Origin of the sequence: Rhodococcus sp. IEGM 1307, assembly GCF_030056915.1 — a bacterium.
GTDB lineage: Bacteria > Actinomycetota > Actinomycetes > Mycobacteriales > Mycobacteriaceae > Rhodococcus_F > Rhodococcus_F opacus_D.
The window spans coordinates 70,821-92,648 of the sequence record NZ_JASHKW010000013.1; the positions used below are offsets into that span (position 1 = coordinate 70,821).

The window sequence follows — 21,828 nt, forward strand, 5'->3', positions numbered from 1 at the left end:
ATCTTCCTGTCGGAGTCCCCCGGCCGAGGAGGCCGTCCCATGGCTGAGTCATCGGTACTACCCGCGGATCTCGGCGGCAGCCCAGATCTCGAACGCATCATCCTCGAGCACGCCTATCGCGGCGCGTATCTCCAGCTCGCACTTCGTGGTGTTCTGGTGCTCTTCATCGCGTTGACGCTGGCGTTCGTCCCGCCCATGAACGACGCGGGCGTGTGTGTCGCGGTCCTGGTTTGCTACGCACTCTGGTCCGGCGGCCTCGCGCTGTGGACTCGGCGAGGCGGTCCGGGGCCGGTGAACGCGATGTGGCTCGCCCTGTTCGTCGACCTCGCGGTCCTCGGTTGCCTCACCCTGTTGACTGGTATTGCGGCACAACAGAGTTGGACCGCAGACATTCTGAGCAACGGTTTGTTCGTGATCCCGCTCCTGGCCTCCACTCAGTTGCGCCCGGGGGTCTGTGCGTCCGTGGTGGTGCCGACGGTCTTGGTATTCCTGGCCGCGAGCTGGGCCACGATGGCGTCGAATGAAGAGCCCTGGTCCTCCATCCTGCTCAGCACGATGGCCCTCGCCGTCCTCGGTGCGGGCGCCGTCACGCTCAGCAGAATTCAACGGTCCAGGGTGCTGACGATCGGTCACCTGGTGCGCGACCGCACCGCCCTGCTTGCGGAGTTGATGGGTCTCGAACAACGCGAACGACGTGCGTTGTCCGAGCAACTCCACGACGGGGCGCTCCAATTCGTCCTGGCCGCGAAGATGGACCTCGACGACCTCACCGGCAGTGCCGACCCGCAGGCGGTCGCTCGCATCACCCACGCACTCACCGAATCCGCAACCTTGCTCAGGGCGACCGTCTCTGAGCTGCACCCCACTGTGCTCGATCGTGTCGGTCTCGCTCGCGCCCTCGGCGATCTCACCCGCTCGGCCCAGGCGCGTGGCGGTTTCGAGGTTCAGCTCCTGACCTCGGAATGGGTCGACGACCTTCGCACGTCCGCTGATGATGTGCTGTTCAGCGCGGCACGCGAATTGCTCAGCAACGTGGTCAAACACGCGCAAGCCAGCAATGTCCGGGTCGAGCTGGCGCGGTGGGGTGAGCATGCCGTCCTCGATGTCACCGACGACGGGCGCGGCATCTCCCGAGAGGCGATCGACCGCAGCCTCAGCAGAGGCCACATCGGATTGACATCGCACGAACTCCGTGTCGTCGCGGCGGGAGGCAGCTTCTCAGTCCACCCCGGGCCTCGATCCGGGACGGTTGCGCACATCGAAATGCCGTTCGAGATCGTGACAGCACCCGATTCCCTCACGACGTCGGCGCACTAGCAGTTCGCGGGTCGCTGAGCTGCCGAGGTTCGGGCTACTCGACGCCGAGCTTGACTTCACCGTGGCCAGCACACTGGCGAGGGTGACTTCGGTGTTTTCTTTTCCGTCGGAGCAGGGCTGCGAGGGCGGCGTTGGCGGCGATGCGGTGCAGCCAGGTGTTGAAGTGGGACTCGCCAGGCCGGAGTGCTGCCAGGCACCCTCGAACTGAGCGATCGGCACCTCCGGCTGGTTACCGGTCGGGCTTCCCGTGTCGGACGAGATGACCACCCCGCGGGCATCGTCGATGCCGGCGACCACCAGGAAGTGGTCCGGCTGATCGTCCTCGACGCTCTCGGCCCGGGGGCCAGATCTCCCCGGCGTCAACCATCGCGATCACGCCGTACCCGTCCTCCGGGGCAGCAGCAGGTTCAGGGTAGGGGACCAGCTCCGGTTCGGGCTCCGCCGGCGGCAGGTCCGACAAGTCCGGTTCCGGCGGGGGCGAGTGGCAGATCCGGGGCGGGTGCCGTTGGAGTAGGCGCGATGTCTTCCGACGGGAGGCTGGGGGCGTCGATGGTCTCGTCCTCGGGGAACACCGGGGAGGGTTCGTCGACGAATCCCGGGTCCAGTACGGGTTCGTTCAGTTCGGGGCCTGGGCCCCAGGGGACGCGTTGTGGTCCTCGAGGTCGGAAATGGTGTCGTCCATCGAATCGATCTCGCTGTGAGTCCAAGCAGAAGCAGCAGTGACCGCTGCCGCACGCCCGTTTTCGGTGCGTACGGCAGCGGGAAGTGGATAGGTCAGAAGAGGTCGTCGCCGGGGAGCGGTTCAGCGGGGCCGTCGAAGGTGCCGTCATACTCGGCGACGAGGCCCTGCGAACCGGTGGTGACCTCGTCGAGGATTCCGTCGTTGGTGGTGTCCTCCATCTTCAGGTCGAAGATCCCGTCACTGTCGGTGTCGACGAGCACGGTGTTGGGGACGTCATCGCCGTCGCTGTCGAGAATGAGGGTGTCGAACTGTCCGACGCCGGTGCTGTCGACGAGCGTGGTGTCGAGGTGCACGTCACCGTTGGTGTCGCGGTAGTACTCACGGACGACGCCGTCGGCGATTGCATCGGCCTGGACAACGTTGCCCTGCGCGTCGAGGATGCCCTTGGCGTCGACGTTGCCGTCGTCGTCGAGATCGGTTGCGGCTCGGACCGTTCCGTCGGCCTGGGGATGAATGGCGGACACGTAGGTGCCGCCGTTGAGGTCGCGGGGGGAGCGGTACGACTCACCGCTCGCGCCGGGGACATTTTCGGGTGCCGGGGCCGACTCAGTTCGAGGGTGGGCTCCGGTGCGAGTTCTGGCTCCGGCGCGACGGCGGAGGTGAAGGGACGCGTCCTCCGGGGACCCGGTCAGATTTGCGGTCGGTGCGGTCGGCGCGGCGGTGTCATTGCTGGAGGGGTTCGTCATCTTCTCGTCCTTGTCGGTCCGGTAAGCAGGGAACCGATCTCCCTGCCTATGTAAGTGAGATGCCGACGATGACGGAAAAGTTCCCGTGAGTTCCCAACTATTTTCCCGACCGCGTGATTACCGGGCTGACCTGAGCATTTCGAGACTGAGGGCGCTCAGAAGCGGCCCTCTGGGTGCATGCAGTCGCGATGCTTTCGCTAGCGTGGGCCCTCTGCCCCGTTTGCCGCCCCCAGGGTTCTATCGCTCATTGCAACACCTTCGACGAGGTGGTTTTGGAATGGCGAAGAATGCGGATTCTGCTGCTCAGGCTCGATTTCTGGGGTTGGTTCGCGACGGACGAGGTCTCAAATACTCCGCCCGGACCGCCGGAGTCCATCTCGACGTCGGTTATCAGTGGTTGCGCGCGGAGTTCTTCCTTCTCCGTGAAGGAGGTCTCGACTGCGAGCAGGCCCGAGGCACCTTGGGGGGTGTGACCTCGAAGGTTGCGGTGTGGGAGGCGTCATTCATCTCGGGTAACTACAACCGGCACCACTTGCGGGTCGAGCCAAGCCGAGAGAAGGCTTTCTGGTCTGCGTTTGCGGTGCGCCGGACGGTGCGGCAGTCGGCCGTGATCGCTGGCGTGTGGAGCTCGACAGCGTATCGGTGGATCGAACAGCGGTATTACCAGCTCCGCGCGGACGGTGTGAGTGAAACCCAGTCTCGGCGCCGGCTGCGGCTGAGCAAGACCAGGGCAGGGGCGTGGGAGTCCCGGCGTGCGCTGAGGATCAGGAAGGCCGAACGCGGCCGGGATGAGTCGATCCAGGTGGCGGTGCGTGAGTGCGCTGCGCGTATCGCCGCAGAGCTGGCGCCGAAGGTAGCGCAGGAAGCGTCGAAACTGTCGCGGACTGCGGTCCGCGGCACGCGGTATTGGGAATTGATCGCCCGAGGGGAAACGAACATCGCAGCCAGCACACTCGTCGGTGTGACTCGCCAAACCGGGATCAATATTCAACGAAGGGCGCGACAGCGCAAGAATCTGACCGGCGCAGACGTGCCGTCGGAGCGGTACTTGTCTTTGGTGGAACGGTTGCAGATCGCCGACCTGGACCATCTGAAACTGTCGATCCGCGCCATCGCCCAGGGAGATCGACCGGGCGCCGTCGACGGTCAAACGTGAACTCGACCGTCACCGTGATAGCCAGGGCCGCTACCTACCCCAAGTCGCCGATGAGACGGCACGTCGCAACCGCAGCCGGTCACGCGAACACAAGCTGCTCGCCAACGACGTGTTGCGCAGTGTCGTACAACGCAAGCTCGATCGGTTCTGGTCGCCGGAGGAGATCAGCGGCTGGCTGAAGCTGAAGTATCCCGAGGACAGCTCGATGTGGTTGTGCATGGAGACGATGTACCGGGCGTTGCTGGTGGCGGGAGGGAAGAGGCTGGACAAAAAGTACGCCGCCAAACTGCGCAGTGGTCGGAGCGTGCGTAAACCTCGATGGTTGGGGTCGGCGAGATCACTCGGTGCCGTGCGGAACATGACGATGATCGGCGACCGCCCGGAGGAGGTCGACGCAAAGGTCGAGGTGGGTCATTGGGAAGGGGACCTCATCCTGGGGTTGCGCTGTCGATCGGCGATGATGACCCTGCGGGAACGGACGACGCAATACGGAATCATCGTCAATCTCCCCGCCGATCACACCGCGGAATCGGTGAAAAATGCTGTCATCAAAGCATTTTCTGGCCTGCCGAAACGAATGCGCAGAACGTTGACGTGGGATCAGGGAACGGAGATGTGTTTGCACCGAGAGATCTCCGCGGCCCTCGATCTGAAGATCTACTTCGCCGAACGTTCCAGTCCGTCGCAGCGGGGTGCAAACGAGAATTTCAACGGGCTCACTCGACAGTATTTCCCGAAGGGCACCGACTTGTCGGTGCACAGTCACGCCCATGTGCGGTCGGTAACGCGTCAGCTCAACACTCGCCCACGGAAGAACCTGGAGTACGCAACTCCCGCCACGGTGTTCAATGCCGAGCGACGGGCCACTGCTCACCGGCGCCGCACTGCGCTGGAACTCGCGATGCCGACTGCGGTAACGTAACCCGTGAGCTGGGAAGACCCAGATTTCAATAGGCCTGTGTTGCAACGACAGTGAGAATCCGCCGCCCCGTTTCGGAATTCTTCACCGGACCACCTCTACGGGACTTCGCAGGTCAGCGAGTTCCAGTCATGGGACGACAATCGGAACGTGCCGGTGAGGGTTCCGCTTCCGGTGAGGTGGACGGGATCGGCCACCGAGACGGACGGTCACGGCGCAGTGCCAGGTCTACTTGGCCATGCCGGCAGTAGTGTCGATTGGACGAGGAGGTCTCTGATGCGAAAGACAGTGCTCTTTGCAGTTTTCGTGACTGCGGTGGTGTCGGTAGCAAGTGTGTTCGCCGCCGCCGTCGGACCCGGCCATGGCGATGGACCCGATCCCGAAAATGAGGTTGTCGACTCTCAGGAACCGGTCATCGGTGAAGGACGGCCCGCGACCACCGAAGATTTCTGGCGGGATGCGACGGAGGGCCAAGATCTGAGTCGACCACCGGCGGTCGCGCCGGGTGGTTCCGCCATTACGAACGCTACTGCTCACGGAACATTTACTCAGGATGACGAGTAATCCCTTTGTAGAAGCACGACCAGGGGACGAGTTCGCCATTCGGTCAACGATCGTCATTCGGCTCCGATGGGCGTCCGCTGACAGCGAGCGCTGCGACACTGTGGCCATGACGTCTGATCTTGCGGTCAATCTCCTGGACACGTTCCCCGGCCGCATGTTGATCGATTGGTGGGGAGAGTGGCGCGCACTGCACCCAGAGTTCTCCTCCGCTGGGCAGTACGCCGACTCGATCGACACCGAGGACTACTCGAGCCGCGTGGCGATGGTCCTTCACATGTATCTGTACGGCGGCGACTTCAAGGACGTCATCGACCTCGACACCACCGACCCCGACATCGTGGAGATGAGCGAGGCCGTCGCGGCCGCACTGTGCTCACCCAGCCGCGAAATTCTGCTCTCCCCACAAAGTCATCACGGCAACCTCACCGAGTTCCGCACACTAAGCGTCGCTAACCGCCACCGACCCAGCGCTTTACCGTACGGCGCCTTGTGGACGGCGACGAAGTTTTGCTTGCGGAAACGATGCCTGGCTGCTCCATGGCGAACACGACGCAGAGCGCAGTCCCCTGCGCTACGACGTTCATTTCGACCCCGCGAATGCGCGGATCGCGCGAGTCGATTCAGCTCTCGCCTGGGAGGCGCTGCTGAAGGCGCGTCCCCGCGAGCACGGCGGGACCGTGTTTCCCGATTGGCCGTCGATCGCCCAGCAGTGGGACGCGGTCCACGTATCGCTCAGTGGACTGCTCTGAGCCGCTGATATCGCAGGTTCCCTACGGGAGGTGACACCACCGGATACACACACTGCCACTCCGGCCCGTACATCGGTGTCGCCGAGTGGGCTGTTCCGAGCACCGCCTGGCTTCGTCCCTCAACCCACATGAGGGTCGAGCCCACTCCTCCCGCTGCTGGAACGTAAGGGTTCGCCAACCGGACGACGATCCGCTTGCGGGATCGCGCCTCAGTGTCAGCAACCCGGGTTCGGTAAACATGCCCGGTCAGCAACCCGGGTTCGGTAAACATGCCCGCTCGAGGTTCGGCTTTCGGTCGGCGATGTGTGTCGGCCCACACCCCTGAACACTGACCCCATTAATCCGTCATCCCTGGATGGAGTTACGAATCTGCTCCAGGTCGCCTTGCTTAATGGGCGTCGCGGTCATAAGGCGCCATTGCCAGTGGTCGTCTGACCACTCGACGCTGTGGCGGTACCGGCTGGCTACCTCAGGAGCGATCAGGGTGGGCTGAGCTTGCCGGGGCCACCGAGCCAGCGTCGGGTGACCTTCGACGGTGAGTGAGGCGACGACTTCACCGGTGTGTGAATCACCGACAACGGGTTGGACGTCGACCCCCGTGGGCCACTACCTTGGTGCGATCTCCTGTGCCAGAAGATGCACTTTTCGGAGGTGATCAGGGTGCCGGTGTCGTTCGTTCTCAGACTGTGGAGCGATCTCACCGTCCCAGTCGAACGTGGTGTCCGGCAAGTGCTCATAGTGCCCGGCGGCGCGCCGGGCGCCGCCGGGCAGGGAGCCGGAGTCCTGCTGTCTTTATCCACTCGTGTTGCCGCTCGGGCAGTGCAATTGTCAGCGCTCCGCATCGCCCCCTGACACGAGAAAGTCCGGGATCCCGGGTGGCGACGTGTTTCGATTGCCAACCGCGTCGCGCTCTTTCAGCTCCTCTGGATATTTCGCCAACTCTCATGAATCTCATGGCTGTGTCAGATCCGGGGCGCAACATCGCCCCGATCCAGTGACGTTGCGCTGGGCGCAGGTTCGGGCATGCTCATCTGCTGCATCCCGCGCACGATCTGAACCGGATGACCCGCACCCAACGATATCGACCTGAAACCTTCCGTCCGACTTGCTCGCCCGAGACTCACCGGATCTGGTGTGCCCGATGCTCATCATTTTCGTCAGCGCCCTGCTCAGAGCCGAGGCGGTCAGCGTGTGCGGTGCCGACTACAGCATCGAGCTCCACGGCATTTTTCCCGGCCGTCTCCGTCATCAAGAGCGTGACCAGCAGCGAGATGACAGCGGCACCGATCACGTAGTAGGCCGGCATAAGTATCACCCCGGTCGCGTCAGTCAGATAGGTCAGGATCAGGGGGGAGAGCCCTCCGAAGACGCAGACGGGCAGTTGGTACCCGATGCCAAGGCTGGCCGCACGGACGTTCGCCGGGAACCGTTCCGTCACTGCGGCAGTGAACGGCCCCACATAGCCCGCATACAGGGTCCCAAGTATCAGGTACGCGAACAGGATCGCGACGAAGCTGCGATTCTGCAACAACAGGAAGGCCGGATAGATACCGATTATGTGCCCGACTGCCGCACCAGCGAGTACTGGCTTCCGGCCGACGCGATCGGAAAGCGCCCCGAACACCGGCGCTAGGACGAAGAAGGTCAACATGCCTGCGATGCCGGCTGGCAACGACCGTGACAGCGGAACATCCAGGAAGGTCTTCAAGTAGGTGGTGACGTAGGTAAAGCTGACGTAGAGCGAGACCGTGAGGAGAAGGACCATGCCGGCGATTGTGAGAATGGCGCGCCAGTGCAGGCGGACGGCCTCCACCAATGGCAGCTTCGGAATTGTTCCGGCCTTTTTCGCAGCTTCAAAAGCCGGAGTGTCGTCCAGCCTCAGCCGGAGGTACAGGCCGACCAGGCCGAGCGGGAGAGCGAGCAGGAAAGGCAACCGCCATGCCCAGGACTCGAGCGCGTCCTGTGACACCACCGCGCTGAGGACCAAGGCGGTCAGCGCGCCCAAGGTCAAGCCGATGCCGGTACTGCCGTGCAACCACGACGTGAAGAAGCCACGGCGGCCGGGCGGCGCATGCTCTGCGACGAAGCTTGCGGAACCGCCATATTCACCACCTGCGGATAGACCTTGCAGCGAACGACACACGATCAGCAAGATCGGGGCGACAAGTCCACCCTGGTTATAGGTCGGCAGCAGACCCATCGCCGTCGTGGCGCCAGCCATCAATAGAATGACGGCCAACAATGTATTTCTGCGGCCGATCCTATCCCCGAGGTGCCCGAAGAGCAGGCCGCCGAGGGGGCGCACAAAATATGCCACGCCGAACACGCCCAATGTTGCGAGGAGCGAGTTCAGCTCGTTGTCCGATGGGAAGAAGACCTGGGCCAGAACGGGCGCTAACAGCGCATATACGGCAAAGTCGTAATACTCGACCACATGGCCGAGCACCGCAGCAAGAGTTGCTCTGATCGGGGTCGGTGCCGTGCGGAGTTCACCGGTCGTGGATGGTCGGGACCGTGTCATAGTGCTTCCTTATCTGCGAAATTGCACCTGTGCAGTTGACCGCGGTGCCTGCGGTCAGCACCGTGTAGCCAATTCCGGATTGCTCTTGTGCTCTAGTTCAGAGGTACTACGACGACCTCCGAGCGGGGAACGAGGGCAGTCGCAGCAACTGCAGATCTCAGGTTGGGTTGGTACATCGCTACCTTTCTGTGGCTTAACGAGGCGCTGGCAGAAATGTCTAATAGTTACATCCTTTGTCGATGTATCCACTGACTGTTATATGTAAGACTTAAGTGAGGGTGATCACATCAGACGAACACTTGCCTGTCAAGGCTCCACACGAAGCAATCGAATCGACCGGTGCGATCCGGTCTGCAGCGAACATCGCGCGCACCGCCACCCCACATCGCCGCACTGCGCAGCAAGATCGCCCTGCTCCGCGAAGAAATCGTCGAGCCGGCCACCCCGGTGCCGCTAGGGAACGCCTCGGTCAACGAGCCGCCCACCTGAACAAACTCGTCGAGCAGCATCAGCAGACCCGCATCACGAACCGCGAGGAGACGGACATTGACCGATGACGACGACCGGCGTGCCATCACCGCGGCCATGCAACGACTGTTCGGAGGAACACCGCTGCGCTCGTCGGACAAGCTCGACATCGTCAGCCTCGCACAAGAAGCCGGGGCGAAACGAAACAACCTGACCCACAAGCACACCGACCTCAAAGATCTCTTCTACGCGCAGCGACGAACCCGAGACGGCGTCCCCGACAGCTCGTTTGACGGTTTTCGTCAGTCGCAGAGTGACCGACACGTCGGCGCCGGAGCGGATCGCGGCGCCGATGATGGGGTGCCCGTAGAACGCCGAAGCGCCACGGACCAGGGCTTTCGGCCCCGATCGCGGTGTGGTGCCCGCGACCGATTCGGCGGAGGCTGCGCGGAGGCGGTCGACGGCGGCCAGGGCGTCGGCGATCATCCGTGCGCCCCTCGTGGCGATCCGCACACACCGCGCCGCAGTCGTTGTCCGACGATCACCGGTGCTGAGGCGTCGGTGGTGCTCGTGGCGATTAGTGCGTTTCAGCCCTCCATCCAGCACCAGGTGGCACAGGCCAGCCCCGACTATCTCGCCGAGTCACGAGCCGCGTCCACTGAACGCGCCCGCACCATCGCCGAACTGACGGAGGTGCACGAGGCAACGCTGTCGTCGATCCTCGGAACCCTCCGCTCGAACGACCTCGACGATCGTCGGTCGCGCATCACCGCGAGCGAGACCGCATCGGCCGCACTGATCGCCCTGCGATCGGCGGGTGCCGCCGACCGCGCCCACTCCGAGGAGGCGGTCACCACCGCATTCGCACGCTTGCAGGGCGAACTCGGCCCCTGCTACGTCACCGCGACGTCGACGTCGACGTCGACTACGTCGACCCACCCGCCGACGGCCGTCCGCTCCCTGGTGAGGTGGCGCACGCGGCGCGGGCGATGGTCCGCGCCATCGTGCTGGCCTTCACCGCCCAACCGGTGCTGACCCGAATGCGGATCGCGTGGGACTGCGACGGCGACAACGTCCTCATCGAGGTGCGCGACCAGGGGCCCGGTGAGATCGACCGAACAGCCCTCACACGCCAGCTGGCTGGCCGGCTGCACACCCTTCGTGGCCGGATCGACATCGAATCCATCGCCGGATGGGGAAGCCGGGTCACCCTGACCATCCCCCTGGATCCACCGGCCGTCCGACCGGACGAGCACCTGCTGTCCACCCTGAACCCCCGCGAACTCGAAGTCCTCGCCCACCTGGCAATGGGAAAACGCAACCGCGCCATCGCCGAGGAACTCGGAATCAGCCAGAGCACCATCAAATTCCACGTCGCGAGCGTGCTCAAGAAACTCGACGTCGCCAACCGGGGCGAAGCCAGCGCGATCGGGATCCGGGCGGGGATTGTCTCCGGCGAGGCACAACCAGCGCTCGGCCGAAGCTAGAGACCACAAACCATCTAGGCGGCGTACGCCCAGGTCAACCGTGCTGCGGTTGCGTCGACGCAACATTGACCGACATAATGTGAGTGCCCGAGGCAGTAGCCGAGGGAAGTGGTTCGTGTAGGAGGTCTCCGGGGCGTAAGTACCCCTGTAGGCAGCCCCACCAAGCGGTTTCCAGCCTTGCGCGCCCACCTCACACGAGGGGCCTCTCCGATCCGGAGGGGCCTTCTTCGTCTCTTCAGAGCCTCACCACGGTGACGCGGTGCGCGATCTTCGCTCGCATGCTGCCACTTCGCCCCCAGGCCCACGCATGCACGTCGGGGATCCACAGCAGCGGGTTGGTGGGCCGGTCGTGGGTGTACACGAACGGGGGATTGCCACCGAGTTCGTCGCGGATGATGCGGTTGTCTTCGCGGTCCTGATCGCAGGACTCGATGACCACGTTGGTCACCGACATTTGTGCCAGGTCGCGGACGGCAGCGGCCAGGGTGACGTCGCGGGCCTGCCGCTCATTCACCTTCTTCGAGGTCATCAGGTAGATCCGGCTGGTCGCTTCGAGCCGGGCCACTTCGGAGACGATCTTCGGGGCCAGTTTCTTTCCGACACCGGTCATGTGGATCCGCGAATGCCCGGGCGGCCGGAGCGCGTTCATCTGCTTGCGGATGCTCGTGAGGTCGCCGGGGGCGACGGTCACGGCGCACAGGGTGTACTCGCCCCGTTTGGATTCGTCGATGAACGCATGCACGCGAAGCAGTCTCTCACCCGCTGTCGACAACCTTCGCAGGCTTGTCGGCCTCGAGCCCCGGCCAGCCTTCCGGCGTATGCGGCGAAGGAAGAATGGAATTGTCAGAATACCCGCATAGGCTCGGCCGCATGTACCCCGGGTTGATGGACGCCATCATGACCATGCGTTTCGAGCACGAATGGCTGTCCGACGAGTTCGTGGCCGAATCGAAGCGTCAGGCCGAAAACGAGACGGCGAAAAAACACCACTACGTACCGCAGATGTACTTGCGCCGATGGGCCGTCAACAAGTTGGTACAACCCGTCCAGGTCGACACCGGCGACGTGCATCCTCCCCAGCCACCGAAAGATGTGGCACACGAGAAGAACTTCTACAGCCTCCCGGCAACCGACAGCACCATGGACACCCCGCTCAAGTGGATCGAGAAGCATCTGTCCCGCATTGAGGACACCTGCGCGCACCGGCTGGATTCGCTTGAGAAGTGGGGCGCTGGAGTGGTTTCGGACGATGCCCTGAAGAAGGACCTCGCCGTATTCCTCGGCATGCAGATCACGCGGACGGTCAGTAACCGTGAGCGCACCCTGGTCCTCGTCAACGGCCCGGATGCGGCCAAGCGGGAGTTCCTGAAGCAATCAGGTCTCGGCCCGGAAGCGATCGAGGAATCGATGTCCAAGCGGCAGGACGACCCGAAGCACGAGGCCCTCGACCTGATGATCAAGGACGTCCAGAACGTCACGGCGCTCGGACTTCATCTCCGAGAATGGGCCGTGTACCGCACGGACGCGCCTCTCGTCACTTGCGATGACCCGGTCATTTTCCTCGCGGGGCCTCCGAATACCAGGGACCGCGCGGGTGTGGCTGGGAACAGTGCGGTCGCCCTCTACCCGCTGAATCCATATCAGGTGTTGGTGATGTTGAAGCCCGGACTGCACCATCGTGGCCCGTACCGGCTCGACCACACCGAAACGGACAGCATCAATACCGAGGTCGTCGCAGCCGCCACCAAGACGACGTTCGAGCGGCCCGGAGACGAGATCGCGGTCAAGATCGAGGTTCCCCCATGGCCCGAGCGGCAGGAACTCGATGACGAGACAGTCGCACGCCTCAGTCCGCAATCAGCCTTGAAAGAACTCCTTACCGATGCGGCTCCTCGTACGCGGTGGGTCGACCTGCACACGGCACCGCCTTGGCCCGTGCCGCGATGGTACGGAAACTAGGATGGCCGAAGTCACTGAGGTCGAGGTCTCCGGTCTTCCGAGTCCTGACCGATGTGGGTCGAACTGGGCCAGTAGGTTTCGGTAGTCTGAGTTGCGTTCGGTCGAGAGGCCGGCAACACGCGTGGGAGCGAGTTACTGGTTTGGTCACCGGAATGCTTCTCTCTCGGTAGACCCGACTTGCAGGTTGGGTCCGAGCGTGGCAGGCCGTCAATTGGGACACTAATGCCTGCCACGCTTCGTCATATCTGGGGTGTGTTCGACGCAGCGGGAGGAGATCTGGTGGCGTACAACGTGAGCCCGGACGCGCCTCCGACCCGCCTGGACCCGGAGGCCGGCACCAGCACCACGCCCGCATCGAAGCCCGCCGGCCATCGTTCCGCCGACACCTACAAAGACCGCGCACAGGAGCGTGACTCGGCGCGGGAGCTCGACCGGATGGTCGAGGACGCCGAATTCACCCGTGCTCGGAAGGACCTGGAGCGGGCCTTCCCGCGAGCGGCCGTGCCCGAGGTCTCCGAACGTAAACGCCGCGAGCTGCCGATCCCGGATTCGATTCGCCAGCCTCCGAGTTCACGTCAGCGCAAGGTGCGCTCGGTGAACAAGCTCAAGGCGCAGTCGCGGTTGCCGGCCGTCGGTTACACCGCGGTGAAGACCCTGATCGATGACCCGGACCGGTGGAACACGGTCGGCGAGGCGTTGTCGAATGCACGCGGTGACGCGCAGCAGCTGGAGGAGAAGATGCGGTCCCAGGTCCAGCGTGTGGACCGGGCGATTCAGACCGCGGAACGGTTCAACGACCGAGGCCACATCCTCTACTGCACGGTCACCCTCCCGCACACGGTGCCGCAGGAAGCGGTCAACCTGCCCTCGACCCTGCAGCCGGGGCGGTCGGTAACGCGTGAGCTCAACACTCGCCCACGGAAGAACCTGGAGTACGCAACTCCCGCCACGGTGTTCAATGCCGAGCGACGGGCCACTGCTCACCGGCGCCGTACTGCGCTGGAACTCGCGATGCCGACTGCGGTAACGTAACCCGTGAGCTGGGAAGACCCAGATTTCAATAGGCCTGTGTTGCAACGACAGTGAGAATCCGCTGCACCCAACCGGCGATCTTCACCGGACGGGTCAAACGGCGATCCGCCAGCTCAGACCGATGCCGGTGAACACCCCTTTCCAGAACGCGCCGGTGAGGGTTCGGCCTAAGGGAAGACAGCTCGCCAGCCTATTCTGCTCTCAAGCTCAATGTTTCGAGTCGCCGATCGGAGAGAACGGCGTCGACTATCGCCCCGTCGTTCGTCGCAAGCAGGGTGCTGTCCGAGTCGATTCCGGTCGCGACGCACCATGTCGGTCTTCTGGCCACCAGAAGTTGGGGCATAGGTACGGATTGGGGAAGTCAGGGAGGTCGTGATCCGCTCGCGCGGTGCGATAGGTGAAGTCGGGTCCTTTCTCGTTCGCGGCACGCTTCCACTCGACGCTGACTTCGGCGATTCCTTCCCAGATCAGTCCAAACTGAGCGGCGTCCGCGAGTAGTTCTTCGAGTGGTCGGAGGACCTCGTGCGGAGGGCCGCCCAGGCTCGGATACCGGTCGTAGACATTGTCGAACACATTGGCAGGCTGGTCGCCGACGAGCTGGTCGAATCTGGACGTGGGTGTGAGCACGGTGCCGTAGAAGGTCGCCACGTCATGCCATCGAACTAGGTTCTGTCCGTAGTGAGCGGGATGCAGTATTCGAACAGTAGTATCGAATACGGACGACATCCATGCGTGTCCCTCCTGGTCATAGACGTGGGGATACGCGAAAGGAGCGAGCCACTGAGCTGGCTCGGTGGATGAATACTCGGACCATGCGATCAGTCTCTCCGTGCTCATCGTGACGCGATCGTCGGACACTCCATTGTGTGCTCGTGACGCCCGGAAGTTGGCGGATCGGATCTTGCGCCGTCCGTGCGATGGGTTCCACCATGTGACGATCGTTAACCGGTCAGCCATCCCGCTCCGGCACGAGGGTTGCAGGCGGCCGTACATGCGCTCGGCGGCGATCTCGTCCCGCTGGTGGTTTGGCAAACGGTAGCCAACCCCCGCCCCGTCGGGTGTAGCCGACAAGTGCCGACCGGGCCGGCGAAGTCGACACCTTTGTTCAGGGCCGTGTGGTTACTGGTCACGAAAGCAGTAGTGACAGGTGAGCTGCTTGGTTTCGCAGTGCGTCGATGTGGTGAAACATCAGGTGGAAATGGTTGATGTGTCCGGATATAACCAGGCCGGCGACGAGGGTGCCGGCAGCGGATCGGATTGGCACTGAGACGCAGGCAGAGTCATTGCGCAGTTCGCCGACCTGAGTGGCATAGCCCTGATCGCGGACGAGGTCGAGGTGCCTGCGGAGTTCGCTGCGCACGTGGACGGTCCGGACCGTGAGCGGTTGGGGGCCTCCGCGCTGGAAGGTCGAGTCGAGCCTGTCCTTCTCGGCAAGGATCAGCTTGCCGACGGCGCTGGCGTGGAGGTGCTGGTTGAGGTAGTTCTCGTCGGACCGGCACGGGTACTCCGGATCCGGGGCGATCAGGCGTACCACTGTGTCGGTGTACGAGTAGAGGCGGACACCGAAGCGGATCTCGTTACGTAGCTCGGTGAGGAGATCGCGGGCGGCTGTGCACACCGTTGGTCTGATGGCGGTGTTGGCTAGCGCGGCGACCTTGTGGCCCAGTGCGAAGCAGCCTGGACGATCGGGCCGACGAAGGACGAATCCGTCGTCGACCAGAAGCGTCAGCACCCTGTATACGGTCGCGGGAGGTATGGCCAGTGTGTCTGTGATGTCTCTGGCTGTTACTCCTTCGCCCGCGCGAGCCACTTCCGTGAGGATTCTTAATGCGTTCTGGATCGCCCGTGGTTGACGTCCCGAGATAGCAGGGGCGGAGGCCGCAGTCTGAGCATTCACGCTTCATCCAGATACGAGTTGTTGCTGTGACATTCTGCGCCGCAGCGGTTTGTGGGCCCGGCCCGTGGTTTGTCGACTGATTGGCGTCGACGTCGGGCCGGGGTCGGGCAGGCAACGCGTTGAGGCCATTGTCGGTTGTTTCCCTCGCCGTTCACCGCAACAACGCTGGCCTCGCGGCGAGGGACGGTTGCCGTGGTCTCCGCAGTCGCCGGATCGACGACGTCAAAGCGGGCCTGATCGTCAGTCCCGTAGGCGACTTGTGATGGATTGGAGGAAGGCGACTGTCTCACTCTCGCGATTGGTGGATTCGCTGTCGGTAGTTCCGTAGGCACGGTTGGCGGACAGCTTGACGATGACGGCCTTCGTCGACGGGTCGACATACACGAACTGGTTGTACACGCCGATGGCGCTGAACTCGCCACGGTTGCCGGCGGGAATCCACCACTGGTAGCCGTAGCCGAGGTCAAATCGGTGGGTCCCGACGATCGGCTGTCCGGGCTGCAGATGCGTGCCGCTCAGGACCACGGAATTGCGTACCCACTCCTCCGGGACAATCTGCTTGCCTTGCCACGTGCCGCCGTTGCGGTACAGCTCGCCGAGCTTTGCGAAGTCCCGGGCAGTCATGTTCAGGCCCGCGAAAGCGACCTCCATGCCGGCCGAGTCGACCAACCAGTGCCCAGGTGAGGTCATGCCGAGCGGTTCGTACAGCTTTTCCTGCATGTAATCGGTGATCGAGCGGTTCGTCGCCCGCACCAGCAAGGAACCCAGTACCTGAGTGTCGCCGGAGTTGTAGCGGCAGATCGTGCCTGGCTCGTTCTCGCGGACGACGCCGGCGACGAACTCGTCGAGGGTGCCTATGCCACCCATGGCAGCGTTGAGGCGAAACACATCCGACTCAGGGTCGTGGTAATCCTCGTTCCAACGCGCACCGGACGACATCTGTAGGACCGCTTTGATTGGGACGCCGTCGTACGCAGAGCCCGGGTCAACGGGTACGTAGGCGCTGATGGGGTCGTCGATGTTCTTGATGTGGCCCTCGGCGACGGCAATACCGACCAGTGTCGAGATGAAACTCTTCGCGACTGACATGGAGATCCACGGAACATCAGGTCCACCGGTGAGTGCGTAGCGCTCGTGACGGACGACTCCCTCGACAAGTACCAGCAGCGCCGCAGTGTCGGTCTCGACGAAAAAGTCCTCGAACGACTTAGACATGCCCCCGAACTCATACGTTTCCGGCAGTGCAATCGTGTCACCGGCCGGCCATTCGTACGGTGTCGACGATGGTGTCAATTCGCTAGCGGGGAGAACACTCGCCAGCCGACAGAAGTTGTCGTGCTGGGGTGCCCCGGTGAACAAACCCAGCCCAGCGAGCTTGGCGATTAGTTGGTCGGTCATGGTCGTCCTTAGGTAGGGGTTGCCGGGACGGCAGGGGGCCGCTTGCCCGGATCTGTTCCCGCGGAAGCGGGACCACACAGTCGGCACTGTTGGCGGAAAGTAATCCCATATAGGCGGTTCGGGGTGGGTGCTGGCACCGTCGAGAGCAGCCACCTGTCATGGGAGCGCAGATGCCGGGCGCCGCGGAGGTGTTTCCGGCCGAACGGGGCGTCGGGCAAATTCGTCCATCTGCTGTACACTGAAATTTAGCAGTACCAAGTGGTTAGCACAACCATTTGGTACCCATAATTTTGATTCTCCGGTGAGGTTAGGATTCGGTGATGAACGCAGAGCGTGTGGACGGTCGTACCCTTCGCTACCAGCACCGACGCCCGGAGTTGCTGGCGGCGGCAACGGAGTACGTTCTCGATCACGGCTTCGGGGATGTGTCCTTGCGTCCGATCGCGCATGCGCTCGGTGTGACGCACGCGACTTTGCTGCGGCACTTCTCGTCGAAGGATGAGTTGCTGCTGCAGGTGCTGGAGAAGATTCATGCCGATTTCCAGGAGCGACTGAGAACCGATGCCGAACTGCGCGCCGCGGATTCGACAGCGGCTTTCGTTCGCATCGTGTGGCGCCGGTTGTGCGAGCCGCGCGAGCAACGCCAGTTCGTATTGCTGTTCGAGCTTGTCGGGCGCACAGGGCGGGAACCCGACCGTGGGGGGCGGCTCGTGCAGTCGATCATCAACGACTGGCTCCTGCCCGTCGAGGAGCGGTTGGGACAAGAAGGGTGGCCGCCCGACGAAGCCTCGACAATGTCGACGCTCGTCTTGGCGCAGGTGCGTGGTCTGCAGCTGGATCTCATCATGACCAGGGACCGCGACCGGGTCGATCGGGCCTTCGAATCTACTGTCGATCTGGTGGCCCGTCCAAGAGTCCGGTGACCGAGGACCGACACGCACGTCGTGTCCCCTGGTTCGGCAAAGGGTAACGACCCTGCGCCGTATCGGTGCGGTCTCCGATTCCGATGGGCGAGATCGACTCTGGCCCGGCATGGCCGAGCTGGAGTCGATCTCGACTCGAGGACCCTAGGCCTGCTGTAGCAGTTGATCTTTCGCGGCCGCGTACTCGCGGGTGAGGCGTTCGACGATCTCCGCGGCCGGGACGACGGCGTCGACGGCGCCGATGCCCTGTCCGGCGCCCCAGATGTCGCGCCAGGGCTTGGCTTCCGTCTTCGCGGCGGTGTCCGTGTCCTCGCCGACACCGAAGTTCATGGCGGACGGGTCCGACACGGCGAGGTTGTTCGGGTCGAGTCCGGCGGCCTCGATGCTGCCGCGCAGGTAGTTGCCGTGCACCCCGGTGAACAGGTTGGAGTAGACGATGTCGGACGCGGTGGAGTCGACGATCATCTGCTTGTAGCCCTGGTCTGCGTTGGCCTCTTCGGTGGCGATGAAGGCGGAGCCGATGTAGGCGAGGTCGGCGCCTGCGGCCTGCGCGGCGAGGACCGAGCGGCCGTGGGCGATGGAGCCCGACAGCAGGACCGGCCCGTCGAACCATTCGCGGATCTCCTGGATCAACGCGAACGGCGACAGGGTGCCCGCGTGTCCGCCCGCGCCGGCCGCGACGGCGATGAGGCCGTCGGCGCCCTTCTCCACGGCCTTCTTCGCGAACGTGTTGTTGATGACGTCATGGAGGACGATGCCGCCGTAGCTGTGGATGGCGTCGTTGACGTCGGCGCGGGCGCCGAGGGACGTGATGACGATCGGGACCTCGAACTCGACGATGGTCGCGAGGTCCTCGTCGAGGCGGTCGTTGCTCTTGTGGACGATCAGGTTGACCGCGTACGGCGCGGACGGTGTCTCCGGGTTGTTGGCGTCGTGTTTGGCGAGGGCTTCGGTGATGCGGGTGAGCCATTCACGCAGGACGGGCTGCGGGCGGGCGTTGAGCGAGGGGAAGGAGCCGACGATGCCCGACGTGCACTGGGCGATCACCAGGTCGGGACCCGAGACGATGAACATCGGCGACGCGACGACGGGCAGGCGAAGCCGGTCTTGCAGGATGAAGGGCAGGCTCATGGGTACTCCTTGTCGGGAAGTCAGTTCGGGAAAGTGATTGTCACTGCACGGAAAGGGATTGTCCCGGCACAAGTGAGCCGGCTTCCGAAGCCCGGAGGTCTTTGCGAAGAATCTTGCCCGCCGCGGACTTGGGCACGATGTCGATGAACTGCACCTTGCGGACCTTCTTGTGTGGGGACACCCGCTCGGCGACGAACGCGATGACTGCGGCCTCGTCCAGTTCGGCGCCCTGCTGCTTGACGACGAACGCCTTCGGCACCTCTTCACCCTCGCCGTTCGACACTCCGATGACGGCGGCGTCGGAGATCTGCGGGTGGGTGAGCAGCAGCGCCTCGAGTTCGGCGGGTGGCACCTGATAACCCTTGTACTTGATCAGTTCCTTCATTCGGTCCACGATCGTCACCACGCCCTCCGAATCGACGGTCGCGATGTCGCCGGTGTGTAGGTAGCCGTCCGCATCGAGGGTCTCGGCGGTTGCTTCGTCGTTGCCGAGATATCCGGCCATGATGTTCGGGCCCTTGCACCACAGCTCACCAGGCTTCGACACCCCCTCGGCCGGATACGCGATCTCCTCGCCGGTGGCCGGATCGATCAGCTTGCATTCCATGTTGGGAATGGTCAACCCGACTGAGCTGCGGGGGATGTCGTCTCTGTCGAGAGGAATGAGGTGGCTAGCAGGACTCATTTCGCTCATTCCGAATCCCTGCAGGACCTTGCATCCCAGCCGCTTCTCGATCACTCGAGCCAGGTGGTCGTCGAGTGGGGCTGCGCCCGACAGCATCACTCGGACGCTCGATAGGTCGTAGTCGTCGACGATGGGGTTCTTGGCCATGGCCACCGCGACGGGCGGCGCGATGTAGATGTAGCTGCATTCTTCTTCCGAAACGGTACGGAGGAACTCGAGCAGATCGAATTTAGGCATCGTGACGAGCGTGGCTCGCTGATGCAGTGTTGCGTTCAGCACCGCGGTCAATCCGTAGATGTGGAAGAACGGAAGGACGGCCAGGACACGTTCCTGCGGAGTGATTCCGAGCCATGGCTGAACTTGGCAGAGGTTGGCGACCAGGTTGCGGTGGGTGAGCCGGACGCCCTTCGGACGGCCCGTGGTCCCGGACGAGTATGGCAGCACTGCGAGATGTGTTGCCGGGTCGAAATCGACCTTGGGTGCCGGAATCTGTTGTGCCAGCATTTGTTGTAGTGACGGGTGTTCGTCGCCTGTTCCATCGAGAACCAGGACTCGGTGTGCGCCGATTCCGGCAGCGCGAGCCGCGGACCACGCCTGAGGAAGGAGCGCCGACGTGGTGAAGAGGAACGACGCCGAGGAGTCGGTCAGCTGTTTGGTGATGTCCTCTGCGGTGTAGAGCGCATTGATGGGGGTCGCAGTCCCTCCTGCGCGCAGGATGCCGTGAAACGCGACCGCGAACTCCGGTGAGTTCGGGGCGTGCAGCCCGACCACATCGCCGACAGTCAGGCCTTGGGCGGTGAGTGCGCCGGCTACCGCATCGATGCGTGCCACCAGGTCGCGATACTCGACGGTTGTATCTGAGCTCCGGTCGCGGAACGCGGTCCGTTGCAATTCTTCGTCGGACAAGGTGCCGAAAAGAAGGTCGTACAGACTCGATTCGGGGATGACGACGTCAGGGTGTGGGCTGGTGAAACTCACGGATGTACCTTCCATTTCGGCGAGGTGAGGGACGGTTGTGATCAGGCGACCAAAGTGGACGCCGAAAGCGGTCGACGCCGTGCCGGGTGCCGCGGTCCGGTCCCCCTGCAATTTGCCGAGGGCAGTGACCGCCGAGGGGAAGACGGTTGCCTTGATCGTCCCCAGGGTGTCGGAATCCTTCCCCAACAGAGGGTGGCAACCTCGAGCGCGGTATCGAAGAGAGGACACCGTCGGCCGGGGCGGTGCGGTCGACCAAACCGTGCGCCCGAGCCTCGGTGCCGTCGTAGCGATGTGCGCTATCCGTGCACGTGGGGGCCGGGCGGGTCGATCGGTCCTTATAGCCGCGTCCGCCAGGCCGGGTGTGCCGACATTCGAATATCCGGTAATGCCACATCGCGCCTACCTCGATCCTGAGAGGCGCCGTCATCGGGACGGCGCGAACACCGAATCTAGCAGTACCAAACGGTTAGGTAAACCAGTCGGTACTACTAAATTCCGGGGCACAGTCCCGAGCGGTAGTACAAGGCTGCCGGCGGCTGAGGCCGACGGCCTGAATTCGCAGATCGGGGAGAACAGGATTTGGCTGTCCGGCGGCGAACGGCAACGGCCCGCGATCGCCCGCTCCCTGCTCACTCAGCCACCGGTGCTGCTGCTCGATGAGCCCGACCTCGAGCGCCGGTTCGAGGTGACTGTCACCCGTGGCCCCGCCGCCGTCGAAGTCACGGACAGTCGAGTTGGTGGAGTTGGTCGCACATCGCGCTCCCTGCGTGCGGGTGTGACGCGTGCGATGAGGACGCGGAGGACGTCTTGCGGGAGTTGGCTGAGTACTCCGAGGCTCTGACTGCCCGGCAGCTGTGAAAACGGATCACCGGCAGGTTCTCACGATCCTCGAGCACTCCTGGGCCGGCAAAGGCTGGTTCGCAGCGGCAAGACGAGACCACCTGTCCGCGGCACGGGCCGCCGAGCTGCGTGCCGAACCAGTGCAGTCGCCGGCAAATGGGTACTGGTGAAACCCGGTCCCTCCGATGCCAAGCACGCCGTGGCGGTTCCCGATCGGCTTACGGGATAGCGACCGGGCTGAGGATTCCGACAAGTTCGTGAGAATTGCGCACTCACACGATGTTGAGAACCTGCAGGTCGGATGCGCAGAGGGCCGACGCCGAGGAGTGGATCCTGCAGTAGGTTCCACGGTTCCGTGTCGGTTTCCAGATTTCGC

Annotated in this window: 16 protein-coding genes and 2 pseudogenes; 10 read left to right on the forward strand and 8 right to left on the reverse strand. The window is 63.5% G+C overall.

Annotation, left to right across the window (positions count from 1 at the left end):
- Positions 1–39 precede the first annotated feature (39 nt).
- The gene (locus tag QM841_RS24605) at positions 40–1,317 is read left to right on the forward strand and encodes a sensor histidine kinase (RefSeq protein WP_283334048.1); all 1,278 of its coding nucleotides are present in this window, start codon (positions 40–42) and stop codon (positions 1,315–1,317) included.
- Positions 1,318–2,091: 774 nt separating this feature from the next.
- On the opposite strand, the gene QM841_RS24610 is transcribed toward QM841_RS24605, so the two are convergent.
- The gene (locus QM841_RS24610; protein WP_283334050.1) at positions 2,092–2,745 is read right to left on the reverse strand and encodes a hypothetical protein; all 654 of its coding nucleotides are present in this window, start codon (positions 2,743–2,745) and stop codon (positions 2,092–2,094) included.
- 397 nt (positions 2,746–3,142) lie between these two features.
- Here QM841_RS24610 and QM841_RS24615 point away from each other — a divergent pair, with 397 nt between their 5' ends.
- The 3 genes from QM841_RS24615 to QM841_RS24625 all read left to right on the forward strand — a co-directional run bounded on the left by QM841_RS24615 (position 3,143) and on the right by QM841_RS24625 (position 5,384).
- Positions 3,143–3,901 carry a hypothetical protein gene (locus QM841_RS24615; RefSeq protein WP_283334052.1) on the forward strand — a complete coding sequence of 253 codons (759 nt, stop codon included), beginning with the start codon at positions 3,143–3,145 and terminating at the stop codon, positions 3,899–3,901.
- Positions 3,870–4,823 (forward strand): IS30 family transposase, encoded by a 954-nt coding sequence (locus tag QM841_RS24620; protein ID WP_283334223.1) that lies wholly within the window; start codon positions 3,870–3,872, stop codon positions 4,821–4,823. Before QM841_RS24615 ends, QM841_RS24620 begins: the two co-directional genes overlap by 32 nt.
- A 273-nt stretch (positions 4,824–5,096) precedes the next feature.
- Complete coding sequence (locus QM841_RS24625; RefSeq protein ID WP_283334053.1) at positions 5,097–5,384, forward strand: hypothetical protein; 288 nt, start codon at positions 5,097–5,099, stop codon at positions 5,382–5,384.
- 1,869 nt (positions 5,385–7,253) lie between these two features.
- On the opposite strand, the gene QM841_RS24630 is transcribed toward QM841_RS24625, so the two are convergent.
- Positions 7,254–8,579, reverse strand: a complete 1,326-nt coding sequence (locus QM841_RS24630; RefSeq protein WP_283334055.1) for an MFS transporter — start codon at positions 8,577–8,579, stop codon at positions 7,254–7,256.
- A gap of 414 nt (positions 8,580–8,993) precedes the next feature.
- On the opposite strand from QM841_RS24630, the gene QM841_RS24635 reads away from it, so the two are divergent.
- Positions 8,994–9,143 (forward strand): hypothetical protein, encoded by a 150-nt coding sequence (locus tag QM841_RS24635; protein ID WP_283334057.1) that lies wholly within the window; start codon positions 8,994–8,996, stop codon positions 9,141–9,143.
- 258 nt (positions 9,144–9,401) lie between these two features.
- Here QM841_RS24635 and QM841_RS24640 read toward each other — a convergent pair.
- A pseudogene (locus QM841_RS24640) lies at positions 9,402–9,709 on the reverse strand (IS1380 family transposase); the annotation flags it as partial.
- A gap of 7 nt (positions 9,710–9,716) precedes the next feature.
- On the opposite strand from QM841_RS24640, the pseudogene QM841_RS24645 reads away from it, so the two are divergent.
- Positions 9,717–10,609 (forward strand): annotated as a pseudogene (locus QM841_RS24645) (helix-turn-helix transcriptional regulator); the annotation flags it as partial.
- A 235-nt stretch (positions 10,610–10,844) separates the two neighbouring features.
- On the opposite strand, the gene QM841_RS24650 reads toward QM841_RS24645, so the two are convergent.
- On the reverse strand, positions 10,845–11,351 hold the full coding sequence (locus tag QM841_RS24650; RefSeq protein ID WP_283334059.1) for a hypothetical protein: 507 nt from the start codon (positions 11,349–11,351) through the stop codon (positions 10,845–10,847).
- A gap of 128 nt (positions 11,352–11,479) precedes the next feature.
- On the opposite strand from QM841_RS24650, the gene QM841_RS24655 reads away from it, so the two are divergent.
- Both QM841_RS24655 and QM841_RS24660 read left to right on the forward strand, forming a co-directional pair.
- Positions 11,480–12,568 carry a DUF4238 domain-containing protein gene (locus QM841_RS24655; protein WP_283334060.1) on the forward strand — a complete coding sequence of 363 codons (1,089 nt, stop codon included), beginning with the start codon at positions 11,480–11,482 and terminating at the stop codon, positions 12,566–12,568.
- Between the two features lie 279 nt (positions 12,569–12,847).
- Complete coding sequence (locus tag QM841_RS24660) at positions 12,848–13,600, forward strand: hypothetical protein (RefSeq protein WP_283334062.1); 753 nt, start codon at positions 12,848–12,850, stop codon at positions 13,598–13,600.
- Between the two features lie 1,126 nt (positions 13,601–14,726).
- On the opposite strand, the gene QM841_RS24665 is transcribed toward QM841_RS24660, so the two are convergent.
- Both QM841_RS24665 and QM841_RS24670 read right to left on the reverse strand, forming a co-directional pair.
- On the reverse strand, positions 14,727–15,497 hold the full coding sequence (locus QM841_RS24665) for an IclR family transcriptional regulator (protein WP_283334064.1): 771 nt from the start codon (positions 15,495–15,497) through the stop codon (positions 14,727–14,729).
- Between the two features lie 240 nt (positions 15,498–15,737).
- Positions 15,738–16,895: a serine hydrolase domain-containing protein gene (locus QM841_RS24670; protein WP_283334066.1), complete on the reverse strand. Its 1,158-nt coding sequence runs from the start codon at positions 16,893–16,895 to the stop codon at positions 15,738–15,740.
- A 320-nt stretch (positions 16,896–17,215) separates the two neighbouring features.
- Here QM841_RS24670 and QM841_RS24675 point away from each other — a divergent pair, with 320 nt between their 5' ends.
- Positions 17,216–17,818 carry a TetR/AcrR family transcriptional regulator gene (locus QM841_RS24675; RefSeq protein ID WP_283334224.1) on the forward strand — a complete coding sequence of 201 codons (603 nt, stop codon included), beginning with the start codon at positions 17,216–17,218 and terminating at the stop codon, positions 17,816–17,818.
- A gap of 144 nt (positions 17,819–17,962) precedes the next feature.
- On the opposite strand, the gene QM841_RS24680 is transcribed toward QM841_RS24675, so the two are convergent.
- Both QM841_RS24680 and QM841_RS24685 read right to left on the reverse strand, forming a co-directional pair.
- Entirely contained in the window at positions 17,963–18,949 is a 987-nt protein-coding gene (locus tag QM841_RS24680) for an NAD(P)H-dependent flavin oxidoreductase (protein WP_283334068.1), read from the reverse strand.
- A gap of 40 nt (positions 18,950–18,989) precedes the next feature.
- Positions 18,990–20,612 carry an AMP-binding protein gene (locus tag QM841_RS24685; protein WP_283334069.1) on the reverse strand — a complete coding sequence of 541 codons (1,623 nt, stop codon included), beginning with the start codon at positions 20,610–20,612 and terminating at the stop codon, positions 18,990–18,992.
- A gap of 385 nt (positions 20,613–20,997) precedes the next feature.
- Here QM841_RS24685 and QM841_RS24690 point away from each other — a divergent pair, with 385 nt between their 5' ends.
- Positions 20,998–21,453: an ATP-binding cassette domain-containing protein gene (locus QM841_RS24690; RefSeq protein WP_283334225.1), complete on the forward strand. Its 456-nt coding sequence runs from the start codon at positions 20,998–21,000 to the stop codon at positions 21,451–21,453.
- Positions 21,454–21,828: the final 375 nt, after the last annotated feature.

Coding starts and splice junctions, on each gene's coding strand:
- QM841_RS24605 (WP_283334048.1), top strand. CDS start 40: ATGGCTGAGTCATCGGTACTACCCGCGGATCTCGGCGGCAGCCCAGAT.
- QM841_RS24610 (WP_283334050.1), bottom strand. CDS start 2,745: ATGACGAACCCCTCCAGCAATGACACCGCCGCGCCGACCGCACCGACC.
- QM841_RS24625 (WP_283334053.1), top strand. CDS start 5,097: ATGCGAAAGACAGTGCTCTTTGCAGTTTTCGTGACTGCGGTGGTGTCG.
- QM841_RS24655 (WP_283334060.1), top strand. CDS start 11,480: ATGTACCCCGGGTTGATGGACGCCATCATGACCATGCGTTTCGAGCAC.
- QM841_RS24670 (WP_283334066.1), bottom strand. CDS start 16,895: ATGACCGACCAACTAATCGCCAAGCTCGCTGGGCTGGGTTTGTTCACC.
- QM841_RS24675 (WP_283334224.1), top strand. CDS start 17,216: ATGAACGCAGAGCGTGTGGACGGTCGTACCCTTCGCTACCAGCACCGA.
- QM841_RS24680 (WP_283334068.1), bottom strand. CDS start 18,949: ATGAGCCTGCCCTTCATCCTGCAAGACCGGCTTCGCCTGCCCGTCGTC.
- QM841_RS24690 (WP_283334225.1), top strand. CDS start 20,998: ATGCCACATCGCGCCTACCTCGATCCTGAGAGGCGCCGTCATCGGGAC.